Below are 21,348 nucleotides of genomic sequence, written 5' to 3' on the forward strand. Positions count from 1 at the left end.
AATGATAAAAAACGAATGACAGCTAAGCAATTTAAGCTGTCTTCTTTTTTTGTTTAAACGCAAAAAATAGCCAAATTAAGCAATTGTTTTACTGTAATCAAAATATGATACGTTTGAACCATATATTTTCCCGTAAATTTGGTATAATAGTAAGAAGGACTTTTTTAGGTGGTGGGAAAATGCGTTTTTTACATACAGCAGATTGGCATATCGGCAAAAAATTACATGGGTATGACCTATTAGAAGAACAAGTAGATGCATTTCAACAGATTTTAACGATTGCTAAAGACGAAGATGTAGATGCAATTGTCGTTGCAGGAGATCTATATGACCGTTCAGTTCCTTCTGTTGAAGCAATTGAAGTGTTTAATCGTATGATCGTAGAAATGAATCTACAGGAGCAATTTCCAATCTTGGCCATTTCTGGTAATCATGATAGTAGTACTCGTCTAGAGACCGGTGGACCATGGTTTGTTCAATCAAATTTTCATTTAAATACGCGTTTGGATCAGGCCTTTGAACCTGTTGAGATGGGTAATACTCAGTTTTTTCTGTTGCCTTATTTTGAACCGATTTCAGCACGTTTGTATTTTGAAAATGAAGACATTCGGACAATCGAACAAGCAATGAAAGAAGTAGTTACTGAGATGAAAAAGCAATTTAAACCCGATATGGCTCATGTTTTAGTCAGCCATTTTTTCGTGGCGGGCAGTGAAAAGTCGGATTCAGAAACGAAATTAATGGTAGGTGGTTTGGATACAGTCCCACTCACTTTATTAGACTCTTTTGATTATGTGGCTTTGGGACACTTACATGGGAAAAATGCTTTACAGGCTGAAAATGCACGGTATAGCGGTTCGCCATTAAAATTTTCTTTATCTGAGATGAATCAGACAAAGGGCGTTTGGATCGTGGATACAAACACTTCTGAGACAGTATTTACTTTTAAAGAAATTACTCCTTTAAGAGATATCATGCAAATCGAAGGTAGTTTTAAAGAGTTGACCGCACAAGCATTTTATGAGGCGATCGATCGTGAAAATTATTTACAAATTCAGTTAACAGATCGCGCCGTAATTCCTAATATGATGAACCAGCTGAGACAGATTTATCCAAGAATAATTGGTGTTGAACGCTTATTTGGAAGAGAAGAACGGCAGAAAAATAGTGAAACGAAAAAATCAATCAAGACCTTAGCACCAACAGAATTGGTCGATCAATTCTTTTCAGAAGTAACTGGAGAAACACTAACATTCCAGCAGCAAACCTGGATCAAAGACAATCTGGCAGAAATTCATCAAGAAGAAAGAGGGAAATAAGTTGAAACCATTGACATTAACATTGAAAAACTTTGGCCCTTATATTGATGAAACCATTGATTTTAGTAAATTTGAGGATTCCTCCTTATTTTTGATCAGTGGAAAAACTGGTTCGGGGAAAACGACGATTTTTGACGGAATGAGCTATGCATTATTTGGTGAAAGCTCAGGAAAGCTGCGTCAAGGAAAAGAGATGCGTTCAACCTTTGCAGACCCATCAGAGTCAACGGAGGTTCAGTTAGCTTTTTCTCATGGCGACTACTTTTATGATATTACTAGAAAACCTGAACAAGAGCTTTTTAAAAAGCGTGGTGATGGTACACGGACTCAAAGTGCTAAGATTTCATTGATTGTTAAAGACCATGCAGGAAAAGAACTTAGAGAATATACGAAACGTCGTGAAATCGATAGTTTTATCCAGGAACTGTTACATTTAGATGCCACACAGTTTGCTCAAATCGTTCTCTTGCCCCAAGGGGAGTTTAGAACATTTTTGATTGCAAACAGTAACGATAAAGAAAAAGTACTCCGTAATTTATTTGGCACACAATTGTATCAAACGTTGAATGAACAGCTTAAGAACCAATTAAAAGCAGTCAATAAGACAATAGAAGCTACCCAACAAACGATTCAAGCAAAGTTAGACCAATTATATTGGCATGAACCAATTCTTGAGGAGCTATCTGTAGAGCAGCAATTGATTGAACTTGCCCACCAACAAGAAACAATGGTCGCACAACAGCTTGTTCAGCAGAACCAATTGACCCTATTAAAGGAACAAAAACAAGAGAAGGAACAAGAAAAGTTTACGTTGGAAGAACTCTTGAATGATTTTGCGAAACAAAATCAGCTCAAACGTCAAAAAGAAGAGCTTGAACAGGCAACTGAAATGATCAATAACCTTCGAGTAGAAGAACAACAACTTCAATGGGTAAAGAATCATCAAGGGCTGATTGAAAAAATCGATGAAAAAACTGATTTGATCACAACGTACGAACAGGAACTCAAAAAAAATCAAACAGAGCAAGAAACACAAGCACAAGCAATTCAGCAATGGGAACAACAGCAACAAGCAGTATTAGCACAAGCAACAACAATGGAGCAGCAAAAGGCTAGGCTAACAAAACTTCAATTTCAATTACCTTTGTATGAAGAAAAAGCAAAATTAACAAATACATGGGAAAAGAATCGTGTAGAGCTGGAAGGATTAGTTGAACAGCTTAAAGAAATTAAAGCAATACAGATAAGTACTGAGCAAAATTATCAAAAAGAGCTGGCAATAACAGAACAGAAAGCACATATTGAAAATGAACAATTGAAATTAGAGCGTCATCAAACACAATGGCTGACGTTTTTAGAGAGTTGGGAGAAACAACAACAATTTGAAGCTAAAAAACTAGCTACCAAACAACAGCTGAGCGAACTAGAAGCGAAACTTAAACAAGCAGAAACGAAACAAACAATGCTCAATAAGCAAGTCGAAAATCAAAAAAGTCAATGGGCAAAAATGCAAATCAGCCGTCTAAGCCTATTTTTGGTCGAAGGTGAACCTTGCCCAGTATGTGGTTCAGTAGAACATCCAAAACAAAATGAGCATCAAGAAGTTTCGCTAGAAGAAATTCAATCACTAGAAAACCAATTAGATGAGTTAGAGAAGGCGGCTCAAAAGCAAGCTGGAACAGTTGTAAAATTGCAAGCTCAAACAGCTCAATGTCACACTACAGAGCAAGAGCTACAGCAAGAAATAGACCAACAAACTAACAAAGTTAATACATTACTTGAACAATTGGAAGAAAAACAAAACCTTACCTTAAGTACGCCATTGACCTCTGCTAGAATTGAACAAGCAACCGTTGAGTTTGAGTTGGCAGCAGTTGAACTTGAACGAGAAGCAGAACGAATCGAAGCAGCTAAGCAGCGTCTCAGCAAACTCGAAAAAGAAGTCAAGGATCAACAAGAAAAAGTAGTGATACAAGAAGAAATTGTTGGTCAGAAGCAACAGGAACAAGCGGCAAATCAAACTAAAATCACAACGATTACCGAGCAATTAGGTGAGGATGATCTTTCTTTAACTGATATCACTGAAACTAAAGCACAACTTGAGCAACAAGTAGCACAATGGGAGAAACAAAAACAAGAAATCGCAGAATGTTTAGCCAAATCCAAAGAAAATCAGCTACTACTAAAAAATAGTGAGGAACATCTTACCAAGGAAAAGACAGCCAATCTAACTGAGAAAGCAACATTAGAACAGCAATTAGCTGAGGCCTTGGAAGAATCAAGTGTTGCTTTAGATGAAAAAATACTTCGAGTTTTGCTAAGAGAAGTTCCTAAGTTAGAAGCAATCAAAGAAGAATTGACAGCTTTTGATAAGAAAAAAGATCAACTTGTTTTTCAATTAAAAGAACTCGAACAAAAGCTAGAAAATAAACAGCAACCAGAGCTGACAACTATTCTGGCTGAAATAGAAAGACTGAGCCAGTTGATTGAAGAAAAGGAAGCCAGCTATTATCAACAGCAAGAAAAAATTCAGGCGAATGAAAAAATTCAACAGCAAGTAAAAGAATTAATTGCTACAGTTGAGCAGCAGTGGGAAGAAGTCACCGCGCTACATCAATTAACTGCAACAGTTAATGGCGATAATCCAAGAAAAACTAGCTTGGAAAGATACGTTTTACAAACCTATTTAGAAGAAGTTCTGAAAGTAGCTAATCAACGTTTAGGGTTATTGACAAATAATCGCTATCAGTTTGAATTGAATCAAGATTCAGGTAGTTATAAAAATCAAACAGGCCTTGAAATCAATGTTTATGACGATAATGCAGGAAGTAGCCGTAGTGCACATACTTTATCTGGCGGTGAAAGCTTTATTGCCGCATTGGCATTAGCCTCTCGTTAGCTGAAGTGATCCAAGAGCACGCAGGTGGTGTCTTGATCGAAGCATTATTCATTGATGAAGGATTTGGGTCTTTAGATGAAGAAGCCTTAGAAATGGCTATGGAAGCACTGGAAACAATTGAAAACGAAGGAAGAATGATCGGTATCATCAGTCATGTAAGTGAATTAAAAGCAAGAATTCCGCAACAACTACAAATCAAAACAAACGGAAATGGTCAGAGTCAAGTGACCTATCAAACGGCTTAAGCCAGGAGGTGAGAAAATGAAATGGAGTATTCCAGAACGAATTGTTGAGCGAGGCAGGGAATATATGAAAGAAGGCAGAGTGTTGTCTATCGTTCAAGACCCAGAAAAAAAAATCTGGCATGCGAAGTACTTGGTAATGAATTGTATCGTGTTCAGCTAGATGGAACCGCCAAAGAAAATGATATTTGTGAATGTCCTTATTGGAAGGACCATGGCTATTGTAAACATACGGTGGCCGTCGAGTTATCATTGCGTCAAAAAGGCACATCACGAATTATTAAAGCAGACCAGCCAGTGACCTTTGAAAAGCGCTCATTGTCTATCTCAGAAATGTTTACAAAAGGCTTTGCTAAGTTGAATCAGGTGGAGGATAGAAATAAAGTTACCCCACTAATTGTTGAATATGTTGTCGATGTGATCGAAACAAACAGTTATTATCCGGAGCTAGCTGTTTTAGGTGTTTCTTTACGGATCGGCAATAAAGGGGTCAAACCTAAAACCTATATTATTAAAAATATCGGAGAGTTTTTCCAGGCCTTTCAAAAAGAAGGTTCGTTTTTGATCAATAAGCAGCATCATTTCGATTTGAACAATGAGGCTTTTTCAATTGAAAATCAAGAATTGCTGGAACAATTAGCCGCCATTTATCAGACTAGTCAATTACTAGGTGCAAACGGCGTACAAGTCAAAGGCAAGATCGATAAACGTTATCTTGTTTTACCAATTGACCAAGGGCAGAAACTGATTGAAAAAATGAGCCTGATTCCTCATTTTCAATTAAACGATGAAGAGATAAAATACCGACATCTGTTATTTGTAAAAGGCTCGTTGCCAATCTATTTTGACATAAGCAAGCAACTGGACAAGACCTATAAATTGGTGATCGACGACCAGATAACAACTTTTTTATCTCATTATCAATGGGGATTTAGTAAGAACCAAGTGTTTGTGTTTACACAGGAGCAAGAAGCAATCTACACCACCTTATTACAGCTACTAAAGAGGATTGAAAAACCTGAGATCATTTATGAAAAGACTGAGCTCTCTGATTTATTTGGAGCAGTTGTTCCATTATTGAAGCGATTAGGAACAGTCACCGTTAGCGAAGATGTGGAAAAAGAAGTGGTCTACCACCCATTAGAAGCTGTTTTGATTTTTCGTAAAATCAAAGGAATGATCAAAGTCAGGGTAGATTTCACTTATGGAACTGTTGTCTTTTCAACAGATGATGCACATTCTGTTGCTTCTGGAGCAGATCAGGAAGTTGTACGTGATGGGAAAAAGGAACAAGAAATTTTAGAACAATTAGCCGCATTTGGGTATCAAAAAGTCACTGATGGATACGAGAAGAATTTGCCTGCTGGTGAACGCTTGTATTACTTTTTTAAAGCGGAAGTGCCGACTTTTCGTCGTTTAGGGGAAGTTCGTATGGGGAAAAAGTTGCGGGAATTATATTTAGATGCAGCACATCATCAACCCATGATCGAAGTATCAGACGCTGATTCTTGGCTAGATGTTCGCTTTGATATTACTGGGATTGCTGAACAGGAAATCGATGCTGTTTTAGCTAGTTTATTGCGTAATGATCGTTTTTATACATTAGAGACTGGAGAGGTTTTAGCTTTAGATTCAGAAGAATTTCAGCAGACAAGTGAAGTGTTGACATTGCTGAGAAAGAATATGAAAAATGTTCAAGGAACCATTCAAGTACCAAGAAATCAAGGCTTGATGATCGAAAATATGTTGGAAAACAATTCGCAAGCACATTTTTCAGCGTCCTTTAAGGAAATGGTTTCAAACTTGACTCATCCAGAAGACTTTGAAGCTATGCTTCCTAAAAAAATCCAAGCTACACTTAGAAGCTACCAAATCGAAGGCTTTAAGTGGTTAAAAATGCTTAGTTATTATCAATTTGGTGGAATTTTAGCTGATGAGATGGGACTGGGGAAAACACTTCAGACGATTACGTATTTATTATCTGAAAAAGAAGAACAAAAGCAAAAAGGAGCTGCACTGATTGTGGCCCCAGCCAGTTTGATTTATAACTGGGTAGCTGAAATTAAAAAATTCGCACCTGATTTAAAGGCGGAAGTTGTGGCTGGAAATAAATCAGAACGAGAAAAACTTGCGAAGCAGGCAGAGCTAGATGTTTTGATCACATCATATGCTAGCCTAAGACAAGATATCGAGATGTATCAAGAACTGAATTTAGGCTACTTAATTTTAGATGAAGCTCAAATGGTGAAAAATAGTGGAACAAAAACGGCTCAGGCTCTAAAAAGTTTGACAGTTCCTCAACGTTTTGCTTTGAGTGGTACGCCGATCGAGAACAATCTAGACGAGTTATGGTCGATTTTTCAAATGATTTTGCCAGGCTTATTTCCATCAAAAACCTTGTTTAGGTCAATGAAACCAGAGGAAATCGCCAAAATGATCCAACCGTTTATTTTAAGACGAGATAAAAAGACGGTATTGGCAGACCTTCCCGATAAGATTGAAAGTAATTTATATAGTGTTCTTACAGAAGAGCAAAAAACAGTCTACTTAGCGTATCTCAAGCAGATGCAAGAAGATGTCAGTCAAATGGATCAAGACGCTTTTAAAAAGAATCGTTTAAGCATTCTGGCTGGTTTGACTCGTTTACGCCAAATTTGTTGTGATCCTCGTTTATTTATTGATGATTATACAGGTGGCTCTGGAAAACTGGAACAAGTGAAAGATTTATTGGTCGCGGCTAAAGAAAATAATCGGAGAGTGCTGTTATTTTCTCAATTTACAAGTATGCTGTCGATTATTGAAACTGAATTACATGAATTAGGCTTATCGACCTTTTATTTAAGAGGAAGTACCAAGCCTAAAGAACGGATAACGATGGCTGATGCATTTAATGAAGGAGAAAAGGATGTCTTTTTAATTTCATTAAAAGCCGGTGGAACGGGTTTAAACTTAACCGGTGCAGATACTGTAATACTGTATGATTTATGGTGGAATCCTGCAGTGGAAGAGCAAGCAGCTGGCCGAGCGCACCGAATTGGTCAAAAAAATGTTGTGGAAGTCTGGCGGATGATTGCTGAAGGTACTGTTGAAGAAAAAATGGACTCTTTACAGCAAGAAAAACGAGAACTATTCCAAAAAGTAATCCAAGGAAATGAAGAACAATTAGCGAAAATGACTGAAGATGATATTCGAATGATCTTGAGTATTGGTGAATAAAGGAAAAATGCGGTGAGGTTGGGTCAGAAGTGTTTAACCCCGAGAAATAAGAAGAGATTCACGAAAATTGCTCTTCAAATTTTTGTGAATCTCAGCTTATTTCCGAAGGGGTTGCTTCTGATCCCACCGTTTATCCGGATTTAGAGCCCGAAACTGATTTTTAGTTTTGTCCCGGGCTCACCGCATTTTTTTATGAAAATAATGATTGAATCGTAGGGAATAAATCATCGAATGAAGTGACTTCTTTAATGTGATACGCTTCTTCGTCAGCAGGCATTTCGCGTAAACGATGATTGAACCATAGAGATTTCCAACCGCCATTTTTAGCACCAGCAATATCATTTTCAAAGCTATCTCCTACATATAATGTACGTTCACAATCCATACCGAATTCTTTTGCAGCCAGATCAAAAATTTCTTTTTCTGGTTTTTGAAATCCGGTACTTTGAGAAATAATAATGTTATCTGTTGGAACCCAATTTTCTAATTGGAGTTGTTTTACTTTTTTGAATTGATGATCTGTCGGACCATTTGTAATGATCCCCATTGGAATGTTTTTTTCTTTTAAGAAATCGAATACTTTTTTTACCTCTGGATGCATTACGATATTATCTAGTTCATCCTCATATGTTTTCTGGAAAATCAAACCATTTTCTTGTGAAACACTTGGATAACCAAGGTCTTTTAAGGATTCATTGATACGGAAAAACCGCATATATTCCAGTGTCCATTCATCAGACATGACCTTGGGAAATGTCTCATCACTGTGGAATCGAAAGCGAATATATAGTGTATGCATATCTTCTGGTTTTACACTTGGAAAGACTGCATTGATCGCATTTCTAAAAGGTTGTTGCTGGTCATAAATTGTATCATCAACATCAAAAACAATAGTTTTCATTAAAAAAATTGCACCCCTTAATAATTTTCAGAAAAATTTTCAAATTTCATTTCCATTGTAGCGAACTTTTTCACAAAAGGACAGAAAGAAATTTTTAATTTAGATTAGAATACTAACATCGTTAGAAGGTGGATGCACAAATGAATATGATATCTACCAAAATCTTAGTGACCTAGCTACAGCTACGAAAGCCTCCTATTACCGATGATACTCAAATATACATAGCAAAAGAGCTAAGCATGACGGCTTAGCTCTAATTTGGTGCAGGACATTGTATTTAATTGATCATTTAGAAGCATTTGTATTATCTACCTTAGCACTTAATTTATTTAAAATTGGAAATGAGCCAGATAGAGCAATAAAAAATACGAGAGCTGAAAAAATTTCTTTTTTTGTCAATAAGTAGAATATACCAGCTACAAAAATTGCAACAAAAAAACTCCCCGTAGTTACTTTTTTATTCATATAATAGTCCTCCTTTAAAGGAGGACTATTATATGAATAAGAAAAATTTGGATAGCTGATGAAAACAAGAAGAAATTGGACAATCAAGTATAAAGCTATTCTATATAAATATAGCGTGTTCCTATTGAAGAGAATTGATAGAAAATCATTTAAGCGATACTAAGGTAGACAGTGGTAAAGATCTATTTTTCAGGAAGGGCTAGTTTATACATAAAAAATAGAAGTAATTATCAGAGTGTTTATTTTGTCTATTGATTCCTTTATAATGAACTAAAATAAAGGGGTTGTTTATATGGATAATGAAAAATTACTGTTTCAATTAGGAAAAATGATTGGGCTGAGTCTTGGTTTAGCAAGCATGAACACTATCGCAATTGTAGTGATGACTATAATGTCAGTAATCGCAGGTAGAAGTATTTTTGAAGAATTGAGTTTTACGGTGTGGTTGCTTATGACGATATGTTCTTGGATAATTATTTTTATATTCTTTAAACAAGCAGATGTAAAATTTATATCCAACAAGGATCAGTAAAATCATAGATTTTCTTTTTGAATAGTCATAAGTAACATAAAAAATTAAGAAGTAAATACTCTAGGTCACTTAGATCGCTCGAAAGCTATATGAAAAAGCCTCTTAAATAGAAATGGATGTTTTACACATAGGGCTAATAAAAAAATAAATTGCTAATTTATTCTTCAAAAAAGTATGATCGATAGTCATTTTTTGAAGTAGTGAAAGAGTGACAACTTTAGTATAATAAAAACAGAAACACCGATCAGGCCTATCTTCCCCAAGACATAAGCAACTCATCGGTGTTTTTTATGATGTACATGTATACGTATAATTTAACAAAATGCTTGTAGCTTTTCAAGTTATTGAGATAACAGGCTTTAGAGCGTTCAAAATGTATAAAAAACTGGAGCGAATGTCTTCTCTCCAGTTTGGATTTCAAATGATTTGTTCTTTTAATGACAACTATTTATTTTTTTGGTATCCCCAATGACAAATGTTGCACCAAAAATAATAGATAGTACAGCCCAGATATATAAATCCCCATATCCGCCAGCAAGTAAGAATGCAATAATACCTCCTGCAATATAAAATCCTGCGGCTACAAAACCGCCATTCCCAGAAGAATTTCTAGTTGCAATAGCAACGATTCCAGCAACTAATAAACAGATAGCCAACAACATACCAGCGCTTCCGCCAGCTTCCCCGTTGTTTTGCATGCTGTTTGCCAAACCTGCGACACATGATTGAAATAAAACCAACAATGATAAAATAATACTGATAATGCCAATAACTAATTTTGCTGTTTTCACTTAAACACTCCTTAATATGATAAATAGTGGTTATGTGTTAAATACACAACCCTATCTATAATATAGTTAAAATAACAATTTTTCAACATAAATTCGAGTTATTAGTATTAAATACTAAATTATTTTTTCTTTAGAATAGATAATGTCGTTAAATGAAGTAGAGCGAAGGTTAAACGTCTATTTAAGAGCTTTCAAATTTTGCATCCTGCTGTCTCTTTGCGTATAATAGTTTTAGTGTCGAAAGAAAGAGGGAGTTTATGTTAAAACGATTTTTTAGTTATTACAAACCATATAAGCACTTATTTATTTTAGATTTTGGCTGTGCCGTTTTGGCAGGTCTACTGGAGCTAGCTTTTCCAGTTGTTGTGAATCAAGTGATCGATAAAATCATGCCAAAAGGGAATTTTCGGTTGATTGCGCTTGCTTGTGTAGGATTGCTCTTATTTTATATACTTAACACATTTTTACAGTATATCGTGGTCTTTTTTGGTCATAAACTAGGGGTCAATATTGAAACAGATATGCGTCGAGAACTATACGGACACTTACAGACGCAGCCGTTTGAATATTATGACAATCAAAAAACAGGTAAATTGATGAGTCGTCTGACAACTGATTTATTTGAAATTTCTGAAGTTGCTCATCATGGACCGGAAGATGTATTTATCACAGTCATGACCTTGATCGGTTCATTTTATTTGATGCTTAGAATCCATGTACAATTGGCTTTAGCTACATTTATTGTTCTGCCGTTTATTACGGTTGCATTGGTTTTTTTCAATAAAAAAATGACCAAAGTCAATACTAAGATTTATGATAACTTGGGCGATTTTAATGCAGGCGTTGAAGCATCAGTCAGCGGGATTCGTGTGACACAGTCTTTCGCTAATGAGCCTTTTGAGCGTCAGCGTTTTGAAGGATTGAATCAAGCGTATCGCCAATCAAAAATCTTGTTTTATAAAGTTATGGGAATTAGTTCTGCTTATAACTACTTTTTGATTCGCTTGATCAATTTGTTTACATTGATATTTGGTGCATATTATACGATCAAAGGTGAAATTACTGATGGTCAATTTGTCGGTTTTATTCTATTATCAAATGTTTTCGTCCGCCCAATTGAAAAAGTCAATAATATGATTGAAAGCTATCCTAAAGGAATCGCTGGATTTAAGCGATTTACCGAAGAAATCGATAAGAAGCCTGCGATTCAAGATAAGCCAGATGCAATAACAGTCGATCATTTACGTGGGGATATTATCTATGATGATGTAACATTTTCATATGCGGATTCGACAAAGGTTTTAAATCATATTGATCTGCAAATCGTTCCGGGTGAAACTGTAGCGTTCGTTGGACAAAGCGGATCGGGAAAAACTACATTATGCAATCTATTACCTCGATTTTATGAAGTAACTGGAGGCGCAATTACGATTGATGGGATCAACGTTCAGGAGATGACACTTGCTTCTTTACGAAGTCAAATTGGGATTGTTCAGCAAGATGTTTTCTTGTTCCCAGGGACGATCCGAGACAATATTGCTTATGGAAAGCTAGATGCTACAGAAGCTGAAATTCAAAATGCGGTAAAATTAGCTCATCTAGAAAAAGTAGTCGATCAAATGTCAGAAGGATTGGATACGATGATCGGTGAACGAGGAGTCAAGCTTTCCGGCGGTCAAAAACAACGAGTAGCGATTGCTAGAATGTTTCTAAAAAATCCGCCAATTTTAATTTTGGATGAAGCAACTTCTGCTTTGGATACTGAAACAGAACAAGTAATCCAAGAATCATTAAATTCATTGGCAGAAGGTAGAACAACCTTAATCATCGCTCATCGCTTGGCAACGATTAAACATGCGACAAGAATCATTGTTGTCAGTGACAAAGGAATATTAGAAGAAGGAACACACGAGGAATTACTTGCAAAAGGTGGACACTACCGCCGATTGCATGATGCTCAATTTAGAGACTAAATAAGAAAAAATAAAAGCATATAACTCCAAGGATCATTAGGAGTTATATGCTTTTTTAATAATATTTGTTTAGAACGCGACCTTGATTGTTATTTTTTCTTGCGCGGTTTTCTACCTAATCCGATAGCGTTTTTCATTCGCTGTAAGGTTTTGTTGGCTACAAGCCTAGCTTGTTCAGCACCTTTGTCAAGAATGTCGTCTAGTTCATCAGATGCTAATAATTCATGATAGCGCTCTTGGATCGGTACTAGTAAGTCCACTACCGCTTCAGCTAAATCAGATTTGAATTCACCATATCCTTTTCCTTCATAAGCTGTAGCTAACTCATCAACAGCACGGCCGGTTGCAGCAGAAAAGATACTTAGTAAATTAGAAATTCCTGGTTTGTTTTCTGGATCATATTCAATTACTCCAGTTGAGTCTGTCACAGCTGATTTAATTTTTTTGCGAATAACATTTGGTTCATCTAGCATCGAAATAAAGCCTTTTTTGTTTGAATCAGATTTGCTCATTTTACTTGTCGGATCTTGTAAACTCATCACACGTCCGCCTTGTTGCGCGATTTTTACTTCTGGGAGGACTAGGATTTCTTGATTTGGTTGTCCATAACGTTTATTAAAGCGTTCTACAAAATCACGTGTCAATTCTAAATGTTGTTTTTGGTCATCGCCGACAGGCACAAGATTCGCATTGTATAAGACAATATCACCAACCATCAAAGGCGGATAAGTCAATAGTCCAGCGCTGACACCTGTGCGTCCATTTTTCTGTGATTTATCTTTAAATTGAGTCATGCGCTCTAACTCGCCGATCGTTGTGTTACATTGAATGATCCAAGCAGCCTCAGCGTGAGCTGAAACTTCGGACTGGATGAAAATCGTTGATTTCTCAGGATCAAGACCTACAGCTAAATACAGTGCAGTCAGACTACGTGTCTGTTGTCGTAATTTTAAAGGGTCTTGAGGAACTGTTATTGCATGTTCATCAACAATACAAAAATAGCAGTTATAGTGATTCTGTAAGTCAATAAATTGTTTCATTGCACCAATATAATTTCCAATAGTTGGGATGCCGCTTGGCTGAATGCCAGAAAAAATAGTTTCCATAAATAACCACCTTAATCAATTAATAAAAAGTCATTGTTACCATTATACAGCTAAAAATAAAAAAAAACAGGATTACTCCGAAAAAAATAAAATGTCAGAATTTTTAGACTAGTACAGTTATAGCAGATAATAATTACTGTATCACTTTTGCTCATTTTGAAAACGTTATAATTTTATGTTGAAAAAAGCGATCTTTATTTCAATATTTTAAAAAAAACACGTAAAATAACGAAAAAGTATGATTTTTTTTGGAAAAAGAGCTAGTATTTTTATTAGAAGTTGGGTATACTAACATTAAATAGGAAAACAGAAAGCTTTCCTGTTTCAAAAAAGTGACGAAAGTCGCAAAAAGGAGTGATGCACATGTTGACACTTTATACTTCCCCAAGTTGTACGTCTTGCCGTAAGGCTCGTGCATGGTTGCAAGAACACGAGATTCCATTCAAAGAAAGAAATATTTTTTCAGAACCATTGAATATTTCTGAACTGAAGGCAATTTTACGAATGACAGAAGATGGAACAGAAGAGATTATCTCTACTCGTTCTAAGGTTTTCCAAAAACTTAATATGGATTTGGATGAACTTCCATTACAGGACTTACTGGAGTTAGTAAAAGAGAATCCTGGATTGTTGCGTCGACCAATAATGATTGATGAAAAAAGATTACAGGTTGGTTTTAATGAGGATGAAATTCGTCGTTTCTTGCCAAGAGGAGTAAGACAACTAGAGTTACGTCAAGCACAATTGATGGCAGGCTTATAAAAGTATAAGGAGAACCTTTGTCCTTTGGGCAAAGGTTTTCTTTTTCTATTAATCTTTACATAGTAATATAAGTTAATACTTTTTTTATATATATTTATGAAAAAAGTACATAGTGTAGTAGGGCAGGTTTTAAGGATTATACTAAGACAGCAGATTATTTAGGGATATTATTACTTTTCCCTTTACATTTGGCGTGATTCCGCTACAATGTACGTAAGAATAAGTTTCCTGATTAGCAAAAGTGAGGTGTAGCGACATGGAAATGGAACATATCAATGAAAATACAATACGTGTGTTGATTGGCAATGAGGATTTGGCTGATAGAGGAATTACTTTTTTAGATTTACTCGGCAACCACAAAGAAGTAGAGAATTTTTTCTACAGTATTTTAGAAGAAGTTGATGTGGAAGATGAATTTCAAGGCAGTGAAGCTGTTACCTTTCAGGTTCTGCCGAAAAGTGATGGATTAGAACTATTTATTAGTAAAAATGCATCAATCGATGAAGTATCAAATTTTGAAGGCTTCAACGATTTAAATTCAGAAGAAGTTAGTAATATAATTCGTAAACAAATCGAAGAAGATTTTGCTGATGAAGCACAAGATTTCACTGATAATACAGTGAAAAACTTAGTTTTTGAACTAAGTGATTTTGATACAATGGTACAATTAGCAAATGAAGTATTCTTACAGTCTGTGATAGCGAATTTATATACATTTAAAGGAACATACTATCTACAAGTTGTTTTCTTATTGGATGAATTAGGAAAAAACAATGTAGAAAATGAATTGGCTCAGTTACTAGAGTATGCGAATTTATCAGCTGTTACACCGGAAACATTGAATGAATACGGCACGTGCATCATGGAACGTAACGCTTTAGAATTAACTAGATATTACTTTGAATAAGCATAAAAAACTGAAACAAGCGAAGTTCGCTTTGTTTCAGTTTTTTGATGAATCGTAATCTATCTTGCGTATCTTAATTATGAGGTGAGATAAATGTTCAATGCGTATTCAAAAGACAAAGAAGTTGTGACGCTACTCAATTTAACTAGAGAAAAAATCGAGAAAATGAAGGGCAAACCATATTTTTGTCCGGCTTGTAATCATCCAGTTCGAATAAAAAATGGTAAAGTCAAGCTACCGCATTTTTCTCATTATAATCAAAGCTCGTGTGCTTTATACTCAGAAGGCGAGACAAGAGAACATTTGGCCTTGAAAGAAGTTTTTGCTACATGGTGCGAAAAAGAGACCATTCACTATGAATTAGAAAAATACTTACCAGAGTTGAATCAAAGACCAGATCTTTTAATAGGCAATATCGCAATTGAGATCCAGTGTAGTCCCATAAGTGTTAAAAGGTTGGTAGAAAGGACTAATAGCTATCAAAAACATGGCTATACGCCAATCTGGATTTGTGGAAGCAAACTATTTTCGAATCCTCAGACTTTAAGTGAACTAGTTAAGAACTTATGCTATTATTCGGAGCGATTAGGCTTTTATCTCTGGTCAGCTGACTGGCAAAATAAAGAATTGAATGTGTATTTTCATCTTGAAGAAGATTGGAAGAAGCGAATCTATTCTTCAAAAAAAAGTTGGGCTTTTTATAGTGACTTATTGATGGAAATTCTAGATTTTCCCAGTAAATCTCATATTTACATTCAAAGAAAATTTAAAATTGGTGAACTGATCCAAGACTATTATTGGACGTTGAGGAAAAAATTATATACGAAAGATGAGCACACTAGAGTGATCCAATCTGTATTATATAACAAGCGATATCATTTACTTTACTTGCCAAATTGGTTTTATTATCCTGGTCTACACCTCTTTTGTTGTAGGGGATCAGACTTGTTGTTGAAGGTTCAAATTTGGAAATGGGTACAGTTTTTTGATCAGAATGTTTTTGAGCTGGAGGACTTATTTTTACATTTCGACAGGGAGTTAGAAAAGTCGCTTGGATTATTTTACGAGCTCCCAAATATTCCTGTCGATGTTGTCAAAGAATACTGTATAAATCAGTTATTGATGAATTTAATTGCTTGTGATCATTTAGTCAAAAGCCGATCGGGGTGGAAAGTGTCAGCAAATACTACTGAACGAAGCATAGCGGATGTCGAGAAGTGGTTAAAAAGAATTGAAAATAAATGTTTAATCACTGCTACTCCATTTAAAAATGTGATAAGATAAGTCTATGTAAGAATAATTTGAAATGAGGTAGATATAATGACTGAAGCGAAGCAATTACCAGAACGTTCGAGCTTACCAATCGATCAGACTTGGGACTTAACTAAAATTTTTAAAGATGATCAAGCGTTTGATGAGGCTTTTCAAGCATTATCAGATGAGCTAAAAGAAGGGGCTCGTTTTAAAGGGACTTTAGGCAAAGACAGTACTACTTTTTTAGACAGTATAGAAAACTTGTTAAGCATTTACCGTAAAATCGAAGTGATCTATGTTTATGCTCATTTAAAAAATGATCAGGATACGACGAATACGACGTATCAGGCCATATATGCAAGAGCGAGTGCTCTATATGCTCAAGCCAGCGAAGCGGTCTCTTGGTTTGAACCAGAAGTTTTATCATTAAGTGATGAGAAGATTTGGGGTTACTTTGACGAAAATCCTAAGCTAGAGATCTATCGTCACTTTATTGAAAATATCTTGAGTGAACGTCCTCATATCTTATCAGCAGATCAAGAAGCTTTATTAGCTGGTGCAGGTGAAATTTTTGAAGCATCCAGCAATACTTTTTCCATTTTGAATAATGCTGATTTAAAATTTCCTGTAATCGAAGATGAAAATGGAGAAAAAATCCAATTGACTCATGGTGTTTACGGGCAGTTGATGGAAAATACAGATAGAAGAGTACGTGAGGAGGCATTTAAAGCTCTTTACACTGTTTATGACCAATTTAAAAATACCTTTGCGCAAACATTGAGTTCACATGTTAAAACGCATAATTATAAAGCAAAAATCAGAAATTATCCCTCTGCAAGAGCGGCTGCTTTGAGCGGTAATCATATTCCAGAAAGTGTTTATGATACTTTGGTAGATGTAGTAAATAAAAATTTGTCCTTGCTGCATCGTTATGTAGCCTTACGTAAACGTTTATTGAAGTTAGATGATCTTCATATGTATGATATGTATACGCCTATTTTAGGAGAAGCATCGATCAAATATACTTATGAGGATGCAAAAGAAAAAGCAATTGCAGCGTTAAACCCAATGGGCGATGAATACTTAGAGATAGTAAAAAATGCATTTAATGACCGTTGGATCGATGTTGTAGAAAATCAAGGAAAACGAAGTGGTGCCTATTCATCTGGTGCTTACGATACAGCACCTTATATCCTTATGAACTGGCACGATAGCTTAGATCAATTATACACATTGGTGCATGAGATGGGTCATAGTGTTCACAGCTATTTTACTCGTAATAACCAGCCGTATGTATATGGAGATTATTCAATTTTCTTAGCTGAGATCGCTTCGACAACGAATGAAAATCTTTTGACGGAGTATTTGCTTGAAACAGAGACAGATCCTCGGACTCGAGCATATGTTTTAAATCATTATTTGGACGGATTTAAAGGAACGATTTTCCGTCAGACACAATTTGCTGAATTTGAACATTTTATTCACACCGAAGATGCCTTGGGAACGCCTTTAACAAGTGAATATTTAAGTGATTACTATAGTGAATTGAATCAGAAGTATTATGGTCCTGAGGTGACAAAAGATTCAGAAATTGCATTAGAATGGTCAAGAATTCCTCATTTTTATTACAATTATTATGTCTATCAGTATGCGACAGGCTTCTCTGCTGCATCAGCTTTAGCAAATAAAATGTTAGCAAAAGAGCCGCTTGCATTAGATAAATACTTGACTTATTTGAAATCAGGTAGTAGTGATTTTCCGATTGAAGTGATGAAAAAAGCTGGTGTTGATATGACAAAACCAGAATATATCGAGGATGCTATGCGTATTTTTGAATTAAGGTTGAATGAATTAGAACAGCTTTTGGAATCCTTAGCATAAAAGCCTAGCACAAAAAAAGCACCCCTTTTTAATAAAGAGGGTGCTTTTTTGCTAAATTTCAACTAAAGCAAATGCAAATGTCCGTGTGGTACACGAGATTCATTGTAATGATTTAGTTCAAACTTTTCGTGAAAATACTGTAAATTATCTTCCGATGTTTCACAAAGTCTTTTGATTTCATCCATTGACTCACAATCTTCCACGAGTACACCAAAATCACGATCACATGTATAGTTATAAACTACTGCGGATGGATGTTTTGCAATTCCCATTTCACGAGCAATTTGTTGATCTGTTTGAAAAGATTCTTTTACGAAATCAGATTGTCGATCCGCTTTGAACATATCTAAATCGCCGCCAGCTTCTACTACTAATTTCTCAGCTAATTCTAAAGAGTAAGGAACCTTTTCTACTGCTACCGCTTGTTGTAGACCAAGCAATAAATGACGTCCTTTTTTCTTTCCTTGTAGTTGTGCTGCTTTATAATCTAATGCAGCTGAATAAATATCTTCAAACAATTGATTGCGTTGTTCAATATCATGTGATGGAATATCGAATAACTTTATAAGATGATTTATGGTCCGCATATTAACTAGCGGAATGAAACGAAATTGAATTTTTTTATTTTCAGTTTCAACCAATTTTAAAATATCCTTTTCTACGTTGAGACAAATGCCCCCCAAAGGATTAACGAACAGATAAATTTCAATCATTCATACTTCCTCCAATTTGACCCTTTTGCGACTAGACATCATTTCTCAACTAAGTGTCCCTAATTTATCAGAAAATCCGGGAAAAATGAAATGATATGTTTTTACCATTATAACTTCTTAATCTTTCTCTTTGGCACTTAGCATCATTCGCTGGATTTTGTTTGGTGCCGGCGATTCTTTGATGTTCAAAGTTTCCAACAAAGATAGAAAATCTGCTTTGCCATTTAGTGCGTTTTGCACTTCTAGTTCTAACTCAAAATCATGTTGCTTATTGTACCAACTTTCATCTAGCGCGAGTAAACCTTGGGGAAGTTTTATTTCTGCTCGTTTAGTTGTTAAGCTGCCGATTAAACGTAAATCATGAGTATTGATACCTAAATCAACCAATCTACTGTAAACATTTCCATAATCTGGAAGTGCAGCCGAGTCAACGATGTGCTGAGCTTCTGAAACAGAAAGCGCATCATTGATTTCCAATAAACCGACTTTTTCAGGAATTTTTAACGTGATTTCAGCATTATTTGATAGTATACGAACTCTTAGACCGATGTGCCGTTTTTTTAATTGAAAATCAGCAGAATCAAAATAATAATTAACTTGCGTAAAAAAATGATTTTCATTTAGCTGGAAATAATCAGTTGTACGCGAAAAATCCTCAATAGATAATAATGTTTTAAATTCTATTTCTATATTTTCGCTCACTAATTTTACCCACCTAATTTTATTTTAATTCAATTTTTGCATACTTTACCCATTTACGTCAAGAAAAGTGAACTAGAAGTTAAAAAGTTCGCTATTGTTGAAAAAATTTATACAATTTCTCAAATTACCCTATTTTTCTCGGCTCTATGGTAAAATAAGCTGTGAATCAAATTCAAGGAAATTGAGGGATTAGGATGGAGAAAGAGTGGGAGCTTTTTCTGGCACCGTATGAACAGGCTGTTGGAGAAATGAAAGTTAAGCTGCGCGGCATCCGTAAGCAGTTTCGAGAACAAAATAAACATACACCGATTGAGTTTGTAACAGGTCGAGTAAAACCAGTAGATAGCATTTTAACGAAAGCTGCATTGCGAAATATTCCTGTCGATCGTTTAGAAGAAGAAATGCAGGACATCGCTGGCCTTAGAATCATGTGTCAATTTGTTGAAGACATTCGTCAGGTCGTAGATATCATTCGCAATAGAAAAGATCTACAGATTATACAAGAACGAGATTACATTACCAATAAAAAGGAAAGTGGGTACCGCTCGTATCATCTAGTAATCGAGTACCCAGTTCAATTGATTACTGGTGAGAAGAAGATTTTAGCAGAGATCCAAATTCGTACATTAGCAATGAATTTTTGGGCTACGATTGAGCACTCATTAAATTATAAATACCAAGGAGCCTTTCCAGAAGAAATGAAAGAGCGACTTCAAAGAGCAGCTGAAGCTGCCTATCAGTTAGATGAAGAAATGTCTACGATCCGTGAAGAAATCCAAGAAGCACAGCATCTATTCTCGCATGGTCGAGGGAAGTCAAAAGATAGTTACTACAAAAGAATCAATGATAAAAAAGATGAGCTTAAGAAAGAATAGGAGGGCTGAAATGAGAGTAGCGATCGTTCATAATCATGAGCACAAATCAACTGAAGTTACCCGTCAACTCCTCCTTCTTTTGAAAAAAAATAAGATCGAGATCGATGATCATCAGCCAGACCTTGTGATTTCTGTAGGAGGGGACGGTACATTACTATCTGCATTTCATCGATTTAGTCATCGATTAGATGAGGTAAGCTTCCTTGGTGTCCATACAGGGCACTTAGGTTTTTATACAGATTGGCGAGATTATGAGTTAGATGAACTTGTTCAAAGTCTTTTGGTCCATCAAGAAAAGAGTGTTAGTTATCCCTTGTTAGATGTAAAGATCAGTTTTCATGGAAATAAACCAGATAAACATTTCTTGGCATTGAATGAATCGACCATTAAGCGTGCTAATCGTACAATGGTCGCCGATGTTCTTATCAAAGATGAGCTATTTGAACGTTTTCGTGGAGATGGTTTGTCTGTTTCAACACCAACAGGTTCTACAGCATATAACAAGAGTATTGGCGGAGCGGTGCTGCATCCAAGTATCAATGCGTTTCAGCTTGCTGAGATTGCTTCACTGAATAATCGTGTTTTTAGAACGTTAGGGTCACCGATTGTAATTGCTCATACTGAATGGGTTGAAATCAAGTTGCAGGAAAGTAATGATTACTTGATTACGGTCGACCAGTTGGATATCTACCAAGACGACATCAAGTCGATTTATTATCGAATTGCGGATGAACGCATTCATTTTGCTTCATACCGCCATATGCATTTTTGGCATCGAGTAAAAGATGCCTTTATTAGTGAGGATTAATA

At 35.7% G+C, this 21,348-nt stretch carries 15 protein-coding genes and 2 pseudogenes; 11 read left to right on the plus strand and 6 right to left on the minus strand.

Annotated elements, in window-relative coordinates:
- The first annotated feature begins 179 nt into the window (after window positions 1-179).
- The 3 genes and pseudogenes from V192_RS0100250 to V192_RS18845 all read left to right on the plus strand — a co-directional run bounded on the left by V192_RS0100250 (window position 180) and on the right by V192_RS18845 (window position 7,676).
- The gene (locus V192_RS0100250) at window positions 180-1,319 is read left to right on the plus strand and encodes an exonuclease SbcCD subunit D (protein ID WP_025868417.1); all 1,140 of its coding nucleotides are present in this window, start codon (window positions 180-182) and stop codon (window positions 1,317-1,319) included.
- Between the two features lies 1 nt (window position 1,320).
- Window positions 1,321-4,463, plus strand: a pseudogene (locus V192_RS18840) (AAA family ATPase).
- Between the two features lie 16 nt (window positions 4,464-4,479).
- Window positions 4,480-7,676: pseudogene (locus V192_RS18845) on the plus strand (DEAD/DEAH box helicase).
- A gap of 190 nt (window positions 7,677-7,866) precedes the next feature.
- Here the strand turns inward: V192_RS18845 and V192_RS0100265 are convergent.
- Entirely contained in the window at window positions 7,867-8,577 is a 711-nt protein-coding gene (locus V192_RS0100265) for an HAD family hydrolase (RefSeq protein WP_025868418.1), read from the minus strand.
- A gap of 285 nt (window positions 8,578-8,862) precedes the next feature.
- Entirely contained in the window at window positions 8,863-9,042 is a 180-nt protein-coding gene (locus tag V192_RS0100270) for a hypothetical protein (protein WP_025868419.1), read from the minus strand.
- Window positions 9,043-9,334: 292 nt separating this feature from the next.
- Here V192_RS0100270 and V192_RS0100275 point away from each other — a divergent pair, with 292 nt between their 5' ends.
- A complete protein-coding gene (locus V192_RS0100275; protein ID WP_025868420.1) occupies window positions 9,335-9,574 on the plus strand; it encodes a hypothetical protein in 240 nt (79 codons plus the stop codon).
- Window positions 9,575-10,008: 434 nt separating this feature from the next.
- Here the strand turns inward: V192_RS0100275 and V192_RS0100280 are convergent, their stop codons facing one another.
- A complete protein-coding gene (locus V192_RS0100280) occupies window positions 10,009-10,365 on the minus strand; it encodes a hypothetical protein (protein WP_025868421.1) in 357 nt (118 codons plus the stop codon).
- A 257-nt stretch (window positions 10,366-10,622) separates the two neighbouring features.
- On the opposite strand from V192_RS0100280, the gene V192_RS0100285 reads away from it, so the two are divergent.
- Window positions 10,623-12,338, plus strand: a complete 1,716-nt coding sequence (locus tag V192_RS0100285) for an ABC transporter ATP-binding protein (RefSeq protein ID WP_025868422.1) — start codon at window positions 10,623-10,625, stop codon at window positions 12,336-12,338.
- Between the two features lie 89 nt (window positions 12,339-12,427).
- On the opposite strand, the gene trpS is transcribed toward V192_RS0100285, so the two are convergent.
- Window positions 12,428-13,444, minus strand: a complete 1,017-nt coding sequence (trpS, locus tag V192_RS0100290) for a tryptophan--tRNA ligase (protein WP_025868423.1) — start codon at window positions 13,442-13,444, stop codon at window positions 12,428-12,430.
- Window positions 13,445-13,807: 363 nt separating this feature from the next.
- Between trpS and spxA the strand changes: the two genes are divergently transcribed.
- From spxA to pepF, 4 genes are all read left to right on the plus strand, one after another.
- On the plus strand, window positions 13,808-14,206 hold the full coding sequence (spxA, locus tag V192_RS0100295; RefSeq protein ID WP_010760718.1) for a transcriptional regulator SpxA: 399 nt from the start codon (window positions 13,808-13,810) through the stop codon (window positions 14,204-14,206).
- 256 nt (window positions 14,207-14,462) lie between these two features.
- Window positions 14,463-15,113 carry an adaptor protein MecA gene (locus V192_RS0100300; protein WP_025868424.1) on the plus strand — a complete coding sequence of 217 codons (651 nt, stop codon included), beginning with the start codon at window positions 14,463-14,465 and terminating at the stop codon, window positions 15,111-15,113.
- A gap of 93 nt (window positions 15,114-15,206) precedes the next feature.
- Window positions 15,207-16,397, plus strand: coding sequence for a competence protein CoiA (locus V192_RS0100305; protein WP_025868425.1), 1,191 nt, complete (start codon window positions 15,207-15,209; stop codon window positions 16,395-16,397).
- 36 nt (window positions 16,398-16,433) lie between these two features.
- Window positions 16,434-18,248: an oligoendopeptidase F gene (pepF, locus tag V192_RS0100310; protein ID WP_025868426.1), complete on the plus strand. Its 1,815-nt coding sequence runs from the start codon at window positions 16,434-16,436 to the stop codon at window positions 18,246-18,248.
- Between the two features lie 62 nt (window positions 18,249-18,310).
- Here the strand turns inward: pepF and V192_RS0100315 are convergent, their stop codons facing one another.
- Both V192_RS0100315 and V192_RS0100320 read right to left on the minus strand, forming a co-directional pair.
- Window positions 18,311-18,961, minus strand: a complete 651-nt coding sequence (locus V192_RS0100315) for a ClpXP adapter SpxH family protein (RefSeq protein WP_025868427.1) — start codon at window positions 18,959-18,961, stop codon at window positions 18,311-18,313.
- Window positions 18,962-19,078: 117 nt separating this feature from the next.
- Window positions 19,079-19,663 (minus strand): CYTH domain-containing protein, encoded by a 585-nt coding sequence (locus tag V192_RS0100320; RefSeq protein ID WP_025868428.1) that lies wholly within the window; start codon window positions 19,661-19,663, stop codon window positions 19,079-19,081.
- Between the two features lie 194 nt (window positions 19,664-19,857).
- Between V192_RS0100320 and yjbM the strand changes: the two genes are divergently transcribed.
- Together yjbM and V192_RS0100330 are read left to right on the plus strand one after the other, a co-directional pair.
- Window positions 19,858-20,538 (plus strand): GTP diphosphokinase, encoded by a 681-nt coding sequence (yjbM, locus tag V192_RS0100325; protein WP_025868429.1) that lies wholly within the window; start codon window positions 19,858-19,860, stop codon window positions 20,536-20,538.
- Between the two features lie 10 nt (window positions 20,539-20,548).
- Entirely contained in the window at window positions 20,549-21,346 is a 798-nt protein-coding gene (locus V192_RS0100330; RefSeq protein ID WP_025868430.1) for an NAD kinase, read from the plus strand.
- Window positions 21,347-21,348: the final 2 nt, after the last annotated feature.

Source organism: Enterococcus crotali (assembly GCF_000633635.1).
Lineage (GTDB): Bacteria > Bacillota > Bacilli > Lactobacillales > Enterococcaceae > Enterococcus_L > Enterococcus_L crotali.

What these genes read in the sequence shown, in the direction of transcription:
- V192_RS0100250 (WP_025868417.1), top strand. Translation starts at nt 180, where the DNA reads ATGCGTTTTTTACATACAGCAGATTGGCATATCGGCAAAAAATTACAT.
- V192_RS0100265 (WP_025868418.1), bottom strand. Translation starts at nt 8,577, where the DNA reads ATGAAAACTATTGTTTTTGATGTTGATGATACAATTTATGACCAGCAA.
- V192_RS0100270 (WP_025868419.1), bottom strand. Translation starts at nt 9,042, where the DNA reads ATGAATAAAAAAGTAACTACGGGGAGTTTTTTTGTTGCAATTTTTGTA.
- V192_RS0100275 (WP_025868420.1), top strand. Translation starts at nt 9,335, where the DNA reads ATGGATAATGAAAAATTACTGTTTCAATTAGGAAAAATGATTGGGCTG.
- V192_RS0100285 (WP_025868422.1), top strand. Translation starts at nt 10,623, where the DNA reads ATGTTAAAACGATTTTTTAGTTATTACAAACCATATAAGCACTTATTT.
- trpS (WP_025868423.1), bottom strand. Translation starts at nt 13,444, where the DNA reads ATGGAAACTATTTTTTCTGGCATTCAGCCAAGCGGCATCCCAACTATT.
- spxA (WP_010760718.1), top strand. Translation starts at nt 13,808, where the DNA reads ATGTTGACACTTTATACTTCCCCAAGTTGTACGTCTTGCCGTAAGGCT.
- V192_RS0100300 (WP_025868424.1), top strand. Translation starts at nt 14,463, where the DNA reads ATGGAAATGGAACATATCAATGAAAATACAATACGTGTGTTGATTGGC.
- V192_RS0100305 (WP_025868425.1), top strand. Translation starts at nt 15,207, where the DNA reads ATGTTCAATGCGTATTCAAAAGACAAAGAAGTTGTGACGCTACTCAAT.
- pepF (WP_025868426.1), top strand. Translation starts at nt 16,434, where the DNA reads ATGACTGAAGCGAAGCAATTACCAGAACGTTCGAGCTTACCAATCGAT.
- V192_RS0100315 (WP_025868427.1), bottom strand. Translation starts at nt 18,961, where the DNA reads ATGATTGAAATTTATCTGTTCGTTAATCCTTTGGGGGGCATTTGTCTC.
- yjbM (WP_025868429.1), top strand. Translation starts at nt 19,858, where the DNA reads ATGGAGAAAGAGTGGGAGCTTTTTCTGGCACCGTATGAACAGGCTGTT.
- V192_RS0100330 (WP_025868430.1), top strand. Translation starts at nt 20,549, where the DNA reads ATGAGAGTAGCGATCGTTCATAATCATGAGCACAAATCAACTGAAGTT.